The organism is Mucilaginibacter limnophilus, from assembly GCF_004005815.1.
Lineage (GTDB): Bacteria > Bacteroidota > Bacteroidia > Sphingobacteriales > Sphingobacteriaceae > Mucilaginibacter > Mucilaginibacter limnophilus.
Genome location: NZ_SACK01000009.1, coordinates 111,741 through 123,759 on the forward strand (window position 1 = coordinate 111,741; position 12,019 = coordinate 123,759).

Consider the following 12,019-nt stretch of genomic DNA (forward strand, 5'->3'; position numbering starts at 1 on the left):
GGTAAAAATTACAGGCGTTATATACATACTTAGTGCTTGCATCGGTCAAATCAATTATTAGTAGCTTTGCTTCACTATGAGTAAAAGCAAACCAACCATTCTGGTGGTGAATGACGACGGCATTACAGCGCCGGGTATAAAAGCGCTTATTGAAGCCATGAACGATATTGGCAGGGTAGTGGTGGTCGCGCCCGACAGTCCGCAGTCGGGCATGGGGCATGCCATCACTATTGGTAAACCCCTGCGTTTTGATAAAGTGGATATCTACGAAGGGATTGAAATGTATAAGTGCTCGGGTACACCGGTTGATTGTGTAAAGCTTGCAGTAAACTTGGTGTTTAAAGGTAAAAAACCCGATCTATGTGTTTCGGGCATTAATCATGGTTTAAACAACTCCATCAACGTGCTGTACTCAGGCACCATGTCGGCAGCCGTTGAAGGTGCTATTGAAGGCATTCCGTCAATAGGTTATTCTTTGGATGATTATACCTTGCAGGCCGACTTTAAGCCTTGTATTAAATATGTAAAACAAATTGCCCAGCAGGTGCTTAAACATGGCTTGCCGACAGCAACTTTACTAAATGTGAACTTTCCTGTGGCATCGCCGTTAAAAGGTATTAAAATATGCCGCCAGGCCAACGCCAAATGGGCCGAGGAGTTTGACGAGCGCATGGATCCGCATAAACGGCCTTACTATTGGTTAACCGGTGTTTTTCAACTAAACGACCAAGGCGAGGACACCGACGTTTGGGCGTTGGAAAATGGCTATGTGTCGGTGGTACCTGTGCAGTTTGACATGACGGCTCATCATGCTATACCTGTACTAAATAGCTGGAAGTTTTAATATGAAGTATTATCTGGTAGCCGGTGAAGCATCGGGCGACCTGCACGGCGCCAACTTAATGAAAGCACTGAAACAGCAGGATGCGCGGGCCGAGTTTCGTTATTTTGGCGGCGACCTGATGCAGGCTGAAGGCGGTACTTTGGTAAAACACTATGCCGATATGGCGTACATGGGTTTCCTGGAAGTGGCGCTAAACCTGCGTTCGATACTTAAAAACCTAAAGCAGTGTAAGCAGGATATACTTGCCTGGAATCCGGATGTGCTTGTGCTGATAGATTTTCCGGGTTTTAACCTGAAAATAGCCGAGTTTGCCAAAAGCCATGGCTTATTGGTTTGTTATTATATATCTCCCAAAGTATGGGCATGGAACCAAAAGCGCGTGCTCAGAATAAAGCGCGTAGTTGATCACCTGTTTTGTATTCTGCCTTTTGAAGTGGATTTCTTTAACAGCTGGGATATGAAGGTTGATTACGTGGGCAACCCACTGCTTGATGCAGCCGCCGCGTTTAGTCCTGATCCGGCTTTTCTTGAAAAGTATCAGTTAACAAATAAAAAAATCGTCGCGCTGTTGCCGGGCAGCCGCAAGCAGGAAATAAATTATTTGCTGCCTGATATGGTGCAGGTAGCCGGCCGCTTTCCGGATTACCAGTTTGTTATAGCCGGTGCCCCTTCGTTCTCTTCGGGATATTATGAGCCTTATTTGAACGGGCGGAATATCCCGGTAGTATTTAATGCCACTTATGACTTGCTTACTCATGCAGAAGCGGCTATAGTAGCATCGGGTACGGCAACGCTGGAAACTGCCTTATTCAATGTGCCCCAAGTGGTAGTTTATAAAGGCAGTGCCATAACTATTGCTATTGGCCGTATGGTAATCAAGATAAAATTCATCTCACTGGTGAATCTTATTATGGATAAGCCGGTGGTAAAAGAACTGATACAGCAGGATTGCAACCCAGAAAAGATATCGGCCGAGCTGGAATTGTTAGTAAAAAACAATACTTATCGACAAAACATGCTTGTTGATTATGACGAGCTTGACCGGCGTATGGGTGAGCCCGGCGCATCTGCAAAAACTGCTTCACTTATCGTAAAGTACGCCACAAAAAACTAAAGCCCGGCACAATCTGCCGGGCTCTACGTTTTTCATAGGTGATGTAAGAAAAAAATTATAGGTAGATGTATATGATGGTCAGGCGGCTGATAAGCTTTGCTTAGCAACTTCCTGGTTGGTGCCTACAAATTGGCGTTTAGCTTTGAAAGCCTTTAAATCTTCCATTAGCATTTCACGTAACTGAGCGTCGAATTTTGCGACTAATTTGCTGGTTGCCGGTTTTACAGTTTTCATAGTGCAGGGGTTGAAATATGTTTAATTAAGCAGCAGTTAAGCTGTTGTTAGTTTGATTTGAAAATTGATTTTTAGCGGCTTTGATAGCTTTAAGGTCGCTCATGATCAGGTCTCTTAACTCGCTGTCGAACTTAGCTACCAGTTTGCTTGCTGATGGTTTTCTGTAGGTTTTCATAGTTGAATATTTTTTGTCAGTTAGTTAGTATGTTCAGTTTCTTCGTCGTCTGTCAGGTTTTCTTTCCTGCGTTTAGCTTCTTTATATTGCCTTAGCAGTTGTTCATCTTCCCGGCTGTCGGCAGGCTTTTCCGGATTCACCGGATTTTCCCATTGTTTCTCTTCCTGCGGAGTTTCGGGGTTTTGTTTTTTGTCTATCACAACCATAACAGATGCGTTTGATTGGATTTATTCCAATACAGTGCCAAAACAAAAAACACTTATTATAACGATAAGAAGGGGGATGAGCATAGCCGGTCGAATTAATTTAAAACCGGCGTTTAAAGCGTTTAAATGAAATAAATACTGTACAAAGTTGTATCGTTTATTGATACAACATGTCGGTTCAAGTGGTCAAAAGAGGCAATTGAAAACTTTTTTAACAGTTTTGTTTGTTCTGAAATAAACGGAACAGATTTTTTGGTAATCCGTACGAAACGCTGTACAGAATTATAGTCACTGTGTCATTTTCGTACTGTATGGTGCCTGCTTTGTAACGATTGCGGACATATGATTGTCTATATAGTTGCAAAAAGAGAATCAGCCGAAATGAATACTATCACCATAAAAGAAATAACTGCCGAACAGGCAAACGAATACAAAACCTTCTTTAACCAGGCACTCACTAACGACGAAAATAACTTCAGGCTTTCGCCCAATGATGATAGGGATGCCCTGTTTCCAACACATGGTTTGGATGACAGCTTTACATTAGGCATTTATGTAAACGATATACTTGCAGGTGTAGGTAGCTTTGAGCGTGAAGGCGCCACACGGGAAAAGCTTCGTCATAAAGGATTATTGTTCAGGATGTATGTTTCATCTGAATACCGCGGCAAAGGCCTGGCGAAAAAACTGATAAGTGAAATAATTCACCGGGCTATTAAGCTGGGTAACATAGAGCAGATAAACCTTACAGTAATAGCCAACAACATGAAGGCGATAAAACTTTATGAGCAATTTGGCTTCCGCACATTTAGTTCGGAAGAACGTGCCATTAAGTGGAAAGGACAATACTTTACCGAAAATCAGATGGCCTTGAAGTTACCCGTAAGTAAGGCAAAGTCGCAATATAATCCAAGTTTGATTGCAACGCCATGGATAATTACTTAATTGCAAATTAGCAGACTATCTGTGGAATCCCGAATCAAGTGGGATGACATGATTAACAAAAAAGGCTTCAGTAATTACTGAAGCCTGTATAATTAAGCCAATTCCGGCTTTGCTTTCTTATTTACCGGTTGTGGGACCTTTACATAATACCCAGTTCCGTCATATACACGTTTGCGCGGATGCTCCTTGCAGGCCGGGCTGCAACAACCTTCCATTTTGTCGCCGCATGCGTCACATTGGGTAAAGTGCTCATTGCACTCAGGGTTAGCGCAGTTGATCATCTTATCGGTAGTTGCCCCGCAGTTATAGCATGTTGAAATAACAACAGGATTTACACTGTTCACGTCGACAGATAATCGGTTATCAAATACATAGCATTTGCCTTCAAAATCTTTACCGCCGGCTTCCTTGCCATATTTAATAATACCCCCGTGCAACTGGTAAACATCTTTAAAACCTTCGTGCAATAGCAAGGCTGATGCCTTTTCGCATTTGATGCCGCCGGTACAATAGGTAAGTATTTTTTTGTCTTTGTATTTAGATAATTCGTTTATCATGGCCGGGAAGTCGCGAAAGTTATCGATATCCAGTGTTACCGCGTTCTTGAATTTACCAAGCGAATGTTCATAGTTCGAACGTACGTCTAATACCACCACATCGTCACGGTCTTTCATTTCCATAAACTCAACCGGCTCCAGATGCTTGCCTGTTTTTACCTGCGGATTAATAATATGCGGATCGCGCAGTCCTGAGTGTACAATTTCCGATTTATAGCGCACATGCATTTTTACGAATGACGGGGTATTCACTTCATCAATTTTAAACTCGGTAGCGGCAAAGCGAGGGTCGGCATGCACGGTTTCCATATAGGTTTTACATGCTTCAACAGTGCCCGAAACGGTACCATTCAAACCTTCATCGGCAACAATAATACGACCGGTTAGGCCAAGATCTTTACAAAATTTAAGGTGATCGGCGGCAAATTGCTCCGCGTCAGCTATAGTACTATAGCAATAGTAAAGTAGTGTGTTGTATTTCATAACTTACATTGATACTGCTGCAAACAGTGTTAAATGCGGCTGCAAAGATAAGAATTTCAGCAGTTATGTAAAAATGAGATTGGTCAGGTTTAGGTAAAGCAGCCTGTCATGACGGTACGGGATAGTTAATAAAAACATAGTTGTTTACTTTGTTAAGAAACACTTTAGCTTTACCGCTGAATTGATTAACAACCCAATTAGAACCAATGAGATTTTTCTACGCGACTATAATCTTTATTTCATTATTTTTTGTTCAGCAAAGCAGGGGGCAAAAGCCTTCAACGGAAACGCGCCAAAGGTCATGGAACGCTAAATGGATTGCCCTTCAAAATGACGAAGGCAGGGATTACGGTGTATATTTTTTCCGTAAAAACATTGATCTGGCTGCAAGGCCATCAACATTCAACATCCATGTTTCGGCCGATAACCGTTATAAACTATATGTAAACGGTAAATTGGTATCATTAGGTCCGGCCCGCGGCGATCTTTACTACTGGAACTATGAAACGATTGACATTGCGCCGTATCTCACCACGGGTAAAAACACTGTTGCCGCGCTTGTTTTCAACGAAGCCCAGTACCGCCCCGAGGCACAGATTTCTTTACGTACCGGCCTGATTGTACAAGGAGGATCGGATGCTGAAGATGTGTTGAATACCAACAAAACCTGGAAGGTTATCCGCAGCAACGCAAATGGCCCTGTACCCGGATATTTTTTTGCAGCTACAAAAGGCGAAATGGTGGATATGAACAAAGCTGTAAAAGGGGACTGGACAGTCGCTAATTTCGACGACAGCCAATGGTCTGCCGCAAACGAAATTGCCAACGGTCAGCTTAAAGGTGTTTGGGATGGTTCGGGCTGGGAGTTGGTGCCTTCGCAAATACCGCAAATGGAAATGACCTACCAGCGCATACCTACATTACGAAAAGCCACAGGCGTTACGGTACCTGCCGGCTTCCCCGGAAAAAGCACGGCTGTTACCATTCCGGCCAATACTACAGCAGTGCTGCTGCTCGATCAAACATTTTTAACAAACGCTTATGTAACGCTGAATTTTAGCGGCGGTAAAGATGCCGGCATCGCGCTTAAATATGCCGAAACATTATACACCGAGTTTACACAATATGGCGGGCGCAAAGGCAACCGTAATGATGTGGAAGGCAAGATATTTTCCGGTCGTGCAGACAGCATTTTATCTAACGGTGATAAAGGGCAATCATTCACTACCCTTAACTTCCGTACTTTCCGGTATATCCAGTTGCTCGTTCACACTAAAGATCAGCCGCTTGTTATCAACGATATTTACGGTATGTTTACCGGCTATCCGTTCAAAGTAAATGCGGTATTCAACAGCAACAGTAACGAAATCAAACAAATACTTGATATTGGATGGCGTACGGCGCGTCTTAACGCATGGGAAACCTATACCGATTGCCCTTATTACGAACAGCTGCAATACATTGGCGATACCCGCGTACAGGCCATGATATCTTATTACTACACCGGCGACGACCGCTTGGCACGTAATGCGATAAACCTGATGGACCGCTCGCGACTGCCAGAAGGCCTTACGCTTAGCCGTTATCCAAGCCGTGGTACACAAATCATTTCTACTTTTTCGTTGTGGTATATAGGTATGCTATATGACTACTGGATGTACCGTGACGACAGCGCGTTTGTAAAAGACAAATTGATTGGCGCTCGCGGTGTGCTCGAATACTTTGCCAAATACCAACAGGCTGATGGCTCGTTAAAAAATACGCCTTACTGGACGTTTGTTGATTGGGCGAACGGTAAAAACTGGGGTATTGGTGCGCCGCCTTCAGGTGCGGATGGCAGCTCGGCTATTTTAGACCTGCAGTTGCTTTGGGCTTACCAGTGGGCCGCTGCTATGGAAGCAAAAATGGGTATGCCGGGTTATGCCGATATGTACAGTAAAAAAGCTGAACAATTAAAGTCTACCATAAAACGCAAGTACTACGACCCATCAAAAAAACTATTTGCCGATACTGAAGACAAAACCATGTTTTCGCAGCATGCCAACTCGTTGGCTATACTTACCGGCATTGTTGACGAAGCTGATTTGAAGGAAATTGGTAACCGTATGCTTACCGATAAAAGCTTAACGCAATGCACCATTTACTTTAAATATTACCTGCACCAGGCGCTTGTAAAAGCAGGCTTGGGCGACGATTATATCAACTGGCTGGATATATGGCGCGAAAATATCAAGATGGGTCTTACTACCTGGACAGAAGATTCGAACATTGAATTCACGCGTTCAGATTGCCATGCATGGGGAAGCAGCCCAAACATTGAGTTTTTCAGAACAGTTTTAGGGGTTGATACTGAGGCGCCGGGTTTTAGTAAAATAAAAGTAGAACCACATTTAGGCGCTATAACCAATGTAAGCGGAGAAGTGCCGCATCCGGCAGGGAAAGTAAAAGTTGCTTATGCACTTAATAAAGGCAAGTGGAAAATAAATGTTACCCTGCCGCAGGAAACTACTGGTGAGTTGGTTTGGAAGGGTAAAATACTTGCGCTTAAAGCCGGAGCAAATAGCTTCAACTTATAAGATTGCGCAGCATCGGGCAAGTAGAATTCTTCTTACCTGATGCCATAGTATAATCTGATGCCCTGAATATATTTCCGGTTCTCGGCGAATGAGATACCGTAGTCTATACGGAAGAAGTATTTTTTGATACCTGCATATAACTCGTAATAGTTACGACGGCCAACGGCGTTCAGGTAGTTGGCGCCTACAACTTCTTCCAGTTTAAATTTTCTTAAAAAGCCGATCTTGTTAAAGAATACTCCTGAAAAATTGTGGAAGTAGTGTGCTTCTAAAAATGCCCGGTTGGTGCTGAACTCATAAAACGGCAGAAAGTGGAAGCTGCCCACATATGTTGGGTCGAACGTTAAACCAACGTTGCCCAAAAAATGGTTGTAATCCATAAAATATAGCGTTTTACGGTTAAAGAATTGGCCACCGGTTATTTTAAAAGACGAGGTACCATATAATCCCAAGGGAATATTATCCTGCGATACATCTAATGATAGAAAATCATAATCTACATCCGACCCGAATATTTTATTTATCCCCTTACGGTAGTTAAGCTGCAGCGTTGGATATTTTGAGGGTACATATATTTTCCCGGTAGGGCGTGTCATGTACCGCTGGTTAAAGTTATAAGTCAGGGATGTGACCAGCGTGAGCGCGTTGTGATCGGGAAATAAAAACGAGCGGTCATCAGCCGGGGCTTCAACCGGTGCTAACGGATTGTTAGATGTGTAATCTTTATTTTTTACATCGCGGATATGATTGAACGATACATTGTACAATTGCCTGCGGTTTGAATAACTCAGGTTAATGTTCCATAGCAAGCCATTAGATAACTCACGCTGGTAACCCACCAAACCAAATTTTGAACGGTAATATTTTACATAGTTGTTCTCGTATATAAGCGAGCTTATGGTGTTAAACAGCAGCGAGCGGGTGCCTACATTGTTTAAATCCAGTACATCGGTACCGAAGCTGGTGTATATCTTTCCGGCATTCAGTGGATCGTAAGTAAAGTTGGCTGTAACATTCAGACTGAGCATTTTGCTGGCAAAGCCGTAGTGAAACGCAGGGGTGATATCTACCTGGTTAAGGTTCTCGTATGATTTTATAAATCTCGGCCTGAAATCAATGCCATAGCCTTCAACAGTATTATAGAATATTACCCGGTAAAGCGGTGGCAATAAAAGCGATTGCTTGGTTCGCCAGTACTCGGTTTCATGCGTAAATACCAGGTAACTTAAAGGGTTGAATTTGTTATTGGCCCGCTGTACCGAATCTTTGTACTTGTCATTGTTCTGCGTTTCAAAAACACTGTCTTTTTTAACATAGTCGCGTGCTTCCTGTAAAGTAAGCGGAATAGGGCGGGTGTTTGCCCAATACGTTGAGTCTTTTTTGTTTGAAGCGGTATCAACATGCAGTATTTCACCGTTGAAAAAGCCCGGCTCAAACTGCGGGTTTATTTTATAATTATTATATACGCCTACATAGTAGCCGGCAAACTTAAAGCCTAATACATTGCCGCCAAAGTCAAAATGTACCGAAACCGGCATCCAAACCTCATCGGTAACAGGCACATATTGCTGACTGATCTTCAAAGTATCGATAAGGTTGATGGCATTGCTTTTATTAGTCAGCATCAGGTCGGCGCCGTAAATGCGCCAGTCGTCATGCACTATGTAAATATTCCCCTGAAAGGCCTGGCCGTATTTAGCGCGAGGAATAACTTTTATCTTATCGATTGTTTTGCCGTTTGCGATAAAGGTGCCCTCCAAAACAAAACGATAATGCTTGAAAGCATTATCGGCAGCAGGCGTTACAAACGCGCGACTGCTTAGCCCGTTTATAATAAACAGGTTTTCGTAAAGGTTCAGTTGCAGGTCCGAAGCCTTATTGTAGCTAAACGTTGTATTCTGCCCGGCAACTTTTGAGGCGATAGTTATCTCGCGCACCTTGCCCGGATGCTCATAATTATATTCAGATAGCGATTCTGACTGATAAAGAATTCCACGGCCGTTCGAGTCAAGATCAAGCACACGGGCCACTTCTTTTCCCATCAATTCCTTAGGCGCTTTAAGCAGTCGTTGTACCCCTTTAATATATACTGCGCATTTATAACCTTTAACTTGGTTAAGATAAAACTCGCGCTTCTTTATCACCTCGCGCATAATATCCATTCCCGGCGTATCGGTGCGTTTGCCGGTAACCGTTACTTGTCGCAGGGTAAATACTTCGTCCTGCAGTTGTACGTTCAATACTTCATCATGGTCGCTGATGGTTACATGCAATGTTTTCTCTTTGTAGCCTACAAAACGATATATCAAATTGTATTCACCCGGGCTGAGCTTAAATTGGTACCGGCCGGATTCATTTGCCGAAGTGCCATAGGTGGAATTGCGTATATATACTGAAGTGAAAGGTACCGGCTGGTTATTGGCATCAGTGATTCTTCCTGATAAAAGGTATTGCTGCGCCGATACAATGTTGGCACATAAAACACTAAATATCAGCAGGAAGTATCGTGTCATATCACAACTACTAATTACGGAGGGTGCAAAAATGTTTTCCTCTGATAAACATATATTTAAGGCCAAGGTTTTTATGATTGCGCTTAATGCGTAATTTCGTCCTGTTAATAAACACTGACCTCTTATGTACAAAACATTGCAACCGGTATTGCAGCAGGAGCTTGCTGCTATTGAAGAAGCCGGATTATATAAAAGAGAACGCATCATCACTTCACCGCAAGGTGCCGACATTACCGTACAAGGCGGTAAAGAAGTGATCAACTTCTGCGCAAATAATTATCTCGGGCTTTCATCACATCCTAAAGTTATTGAAGCTGCTAAGGCTACTATGGATACGCACGGTTACGGCTTATCGTCAGTGCGGTTTATTTGTGGTACGCAGGATATCCATAAAACGCTTGAGCAAAAAATAGCTGAATTTTTAGGCACTGAAGACACCATACTCTATGCAGCAGCATTTGATGCTAATGGCGGGGTGTTTGAGCCATTATTTAACGAGCAGGACGCTATAATTTCCGACGAACTGAACCATGCTTCTATAATCGACGGTGTTCGCCTGTGTAAAGCACAACGCCACCGTTACAAACATGATGACATGGTCGACCTGGAAGAAAAGTTAAAGGCCACACAGCATCTTCGTCACCGCATCATCGTTACCGATGGCGCTTTCAGTATGGACGGTACCATTGCACAGTTAGATGAAATTGTTGAACTGGCCGAAAAGTATAATGCCCTTGTGATGATAGATGAAAGCCACTGCAGCGGCTTTATGGGCAAAACCGGCCGGGGGACGCACGAGCATCACCATGTAATGGGAAAGATTGATATTATTACCGGAACGTTAGGCAAAGCTTTGGGCGGCGCTTCTGGTGGTTTTACATCGGGCAGGAAAGAAATTATCGACATGCTGCGCCAGCGTTCGAGGCCATACCTGTTTAGTAATACGCTTGCACCCGCCATTACCGGTGCGTCAATAGCTGTACTGGATATGTTGAGTGAAACCACTGATTTGCGTGATAAACTGGAAAACAATACCAAATATTTCCGTGAGAAAATGACGGAGGCGGGCTTCGACATTAAACCCGGTGTTCACCCTATAGTTCCGGTTATGTTGTACGATGCCAAACTGGCGCAGGAGTTTGCGGCCAAAATGCTTGATGAAGGCATCTATGTGATAGGTTTTTACTACCCTGTGGTACCGCAAGGCAAGGCGAGGATAAGGGTACAACTATCAGCAGCGCACGAGCAGGAGCACCTGGATAAAGCTATTGCAGCTTTTACCAAAGTGGGCAGGGAATTAAATGTAATTAAGTAAATTTGCGGTGAAGTTATTAATATGCAGGAAACTATAGATAAATATACCCGCGAGATAAACGAATTTGCGAAAACTACAGCCGAAGAGCTTGAAAGCTTCCGCATAAAGTTTTTGGGAACAAAGGGTATTATTAAAGACCTTTTTGAGCAGTTTAAAACTGTTGGTCCCGAAGAAAAACGCACCTTTGGCAAAGTACTAAACCAGTTTAAGCAGCTGGCTGAAACCAAGTATAACGAGCTTAAAGAAAGTTTAGGCGGTGCCGAAGAAGGGGCAAAAAGCGAAGGCGACCTTACCCTGCCGGGCGAAGGTTTTGCCATTGGCTCACGTCACCCGCTATCGCTGGTACGAAACGAGATTATCGATATCTTTAAACGTTTGGGCTTCGTGGTTGCAGAGGGGCCGGAGATTGAGGACGACTGGCACAACTTCTCAGCCCTGAACTTTCCTGAAGAACATCCTGCCCGTGATATGCAGGATACCTTCTTTATTAAAAAGAACAGCGGCAAGGATGATATCGCTTTGCGTACGCATACCTCGTCAGTGCAGGTGCGTATGATGGAGAACGGCAAACCGCCGTTCAGGGCCATTATGCCCGGTCGCGTTTACCGTAACGAGGCCATTTCAGCACGTGCACACTGCTTTTTTCACCAGGTCGAAGGCTTGTATATTGATGAGAATGTTTCATTTGCCGACTTGAAGCAAACGCTTTATCACTTTGTGCAGGAGCTTTATGGCGAAGGTACTAAGGTACGTTTCCGCCCGTCGTACTTCCCGTTCACTGAGCCATCGGCCGAAATGGACGTATCATGCACCATTTGTAAAGGCTCGGGCTGCAACATGTGTAAATACACTGGCTGGGTAGAAATACTGGGCTGTGGTATGGTTGACCCTAACGTTTTAGAAAACTGCAATATTGACAGTAAAAAATATACCGGTTTTGCTTTTGGGATGGGTATTGAACGTATTACGAATTTGAAATACGTTATCCGTGATTTACGCCTGTTCTCTGAAAATGATGTGCGTTTCCTAGAGCAGTTTCAAACTGAAATAATTTAAA

Annotated in this window: 11 protein-coding genes; 6 read left to right on the forward strand and 5 right to left on the reverse strand. The window is 43.5% G+C overall.

Annotated features, from left to right (window positions below):
* Nucleotides 1-76: 76 nt before the first annotated feature.
* Together surE and lpxB are read left to right on the forward strand one after the other, a co-directional pair.
* Nucleotides 77-844, forward strand: coding sequence for a 5'/3'-nucleotidase SurE (gene surE, locus EOD41_RS17765; protein ID WP_127707447.1), 768 nt, complete (start codon nt 77-79; stop codon nt 842-844).
* A gap of 1 nt (nt 845) precedes the next feature.
* Nucleotides 846-1,958 carry a lipid-A-disaccharide synthase gene (lpxB, locus tag EOD41_RS17770; protein ID WP_127707449.1) on the forward strand — a complete coding sequence of 371 codons (1,113 nt, stop codon included), beginning with the start codon at nt 846-848 and terminating at the stop codon, nt 1,956-1,958.
* 78 nt (nt 1,959-2,036) lie between these two features.
* Here lpxB and EOD41_RS20785 read toward each other — a convergent pair whose 3' ends face one another.
* Genes EOD41_RS20785 through EOD41_RS17775 form a run of 3 tightly spaced genes read right to left on the reverse strand, consistent with a single transcriptional unit; the run spans nt 2,037 to nt 2,573 of the window.
* A complete protein-coding gene (locus EOD41_RS20785) occupies nt 2,037-2,192 on the reverse strand; it encodes a hypothetical protein (RefSeq protein ID WP_164849976.1) in 156 nt (51 codons plus the stop codon).
* 25 nt (nt 2,193-2,217) lie between these two features.
* Nucleotides 2,218-2,367, reverse strand: a complete 150-nt coding sequence (locus tag EOD41_RS20790) for a hypothetical protein (protein WP_164849977.1) — start codon at nt 2,365-2,367, stop codon at nt 2,218-2,220.
* 20 nt (nt 2,368-2,387) lie between these two features.
* On the reverse strand, nt 2,388-2,573 hold the full coding sequence (locus EOD41_RS17775) for a hypothetical protein (protein WP_127707451.1): 186 nt from the start codon (nt 2,571-2,573) through the stop codon (nt 2,388-2,390).
* 381 nt (nt 2,574-2,954) lie between these two features.
* Between EOD41_RS17775 and EOD41_RS17780 the strand changes: the two genes are divergently transcribed.
* Complete coding sequence (locus EOD41_RS17780) at nt 2,955-3,518, forward strand: GNAT family N-acetyltransferase (protein WP_164849978.1); 564 nt, start codon at nt 2,955-2,957, stop codon at nt 3,516-3,518.
* Between the two features lie 92 nt (nt 3,519-3,610).
* Here EOD41_RS17780 and trhO read toward each other — a convergent pair whose 3' ends face one another.
* Nucleotides 3,611-4,558: an oxygen-dependent tRNA uridine(34) hydroxylase TrhO gene (trhO, locus tag EOD41_RS17785; RefSeq protein ID WP_127707455.1), complete on the reverse strand. Its 948-nt coding sequence runs from the start codon at nt 4,556-4,558 to the stop codon at nt 3,611-3,613.
* 206 nt (nt 4,559-4,764) lie between these two features.
* Between trhO and EOD41_RS17790 the strand changes: the two genes are divergently transcribed.
* Nucleotides 4,765-7,134 carry an alpha-L-rhamnosidase-related protein gene (locus tag EOD41_RS17790; protein WP_127707457.1) on the forward strand — a complete coding sequence of 790 codons (2,370 nt, stop codon included), beginning with the start codon at nt 4,765-4,767 and terminating at the stop codon, nt 7,132-7,134.
* A 32-nt stretch (nt 7,135-7,166) separates the two neighbouring features.
* Here the strand turns inward: EOD41_RS17790 and EOD41_RS17795 are convergent, their stop codons facing one another.
* Nucleotides 7,167-9,647: a DUF5686 and carboxypeptidase regulatory-like domain-containing protein gene (locus tag EOD41_RS17795; RefSeq protein ID WP_164849979.1), complete on the reverse strand. Its 2,481-nt coding sequence runs from the start codon at nt 9,645-9,647 to the stop codon at nt 7,167-7,169.
* A gap of 124 nt (nt 9,648-9,771) precedes the next feature.
* On the opposite strand from EOD41_RS17795, the gene kbl reads away from it, so the two are divergent.
* Entirely contained in the window at nt 9,772-10,962 is a 1,191-nt protein-coding gene (gene kbl, locus EOD41_RS17800; RefSeq protein ID WP_127707461.1) for a glycine C-acetyltransferase, read from the forward strand.
* Nucleotides 10,963-10,983: 21 nt separating this feature from the next.
* Nucleotides 10,984-12,018, forward strand: coding sequence for a phenylalanine--tRNA ligase subunit alpha (gene pheS, locus EOD41_RS17805; RefSeq protein ID WP_127707463.1), 1,035 nt, complete (start codon nt 10,984-10,986; stop codon nt 12,016-12,018).
* The last annotated feature ends 1 nt before the right edge of the window (nt 12,019 follow it).

Excerpts from the sequence above, each read along its gene's own strand:
- kbl (WP_127707461.1), top strand. The coding sequence starts at position 9,772 with ATGTACAAAACATTGCAACCGGTATTGCAGCAGGAGCTTGCTGCTATT.
- pheS (WP_127707463.1), top strand. The coding sequence starts at position 10,984 with ATGCAGGAAACTATAGATAAATATACCCGCGAGATAAACGAATTTGCG.
- EOD41_RS17795 (WP_164849979.1), bottom strand. The coding sequence starts at position 9,647 with ATGACACGATACTTCCTGCTGATATTTAGTGTTTTATGTGCCAACATT.
- lpxB (WP_127707449.1), top strand. The coding sequence starts at position 846 with ATGAAGTATTATCTGGTAGCCGGTGAAGCATCGGGCGACCTGCACGGC.
- EOD41_RS17790 (WP_127707457.1), top strand. The coding sequence starts at position 4,765 with ATGAGATTTTTCTACGCGACTATAATCTTTATTTCATTATTTTTTGTT.
- EOD41_RS17775 (WP_127707451.1), bottom strand. The coding sequence starts at position 2,573 with ATGGTTGTGATAGACAAAAAACAAAACCCCGAAACTCCGCAGGAAGAG.
- surE (WP_127707447.1), top strand. The coding sequence starts at position 77 with ATGAGTAAAAGCAAACCAACCATTCTGGTGGTGAATGACGACGGCATT.
- EOD41_RS17780 (WP_164849978.1), top strand. The coding sequence starts at position 2,955 with ATGAATACTATCACCATAAAAGAAATAACTGCCGAACAGGCAAACGAA.
- EOD41_RS20790 (WP_164849977.1), bottom strand. The coding sequence starts at position 2,367 with ATGAAAACCTACAGAAAACCATCAGCAAGCAAACTGGTAGCTAAGTTC.
- EOD41_RS20785 (WP_164849976.1), bottom strand. The coding sequence starts at position 2,192 with ATGAAAACTGTAAAACCGGCAACCAGCAAATTAGTCGCAAAATTCGAC.
- trhO (WP_127707455.1), bottom strand. The coding sequence starts at position 4,558 with ATGAAATACAACACACTACTTTACTATTGCTATAGTACTATAGCTGAC.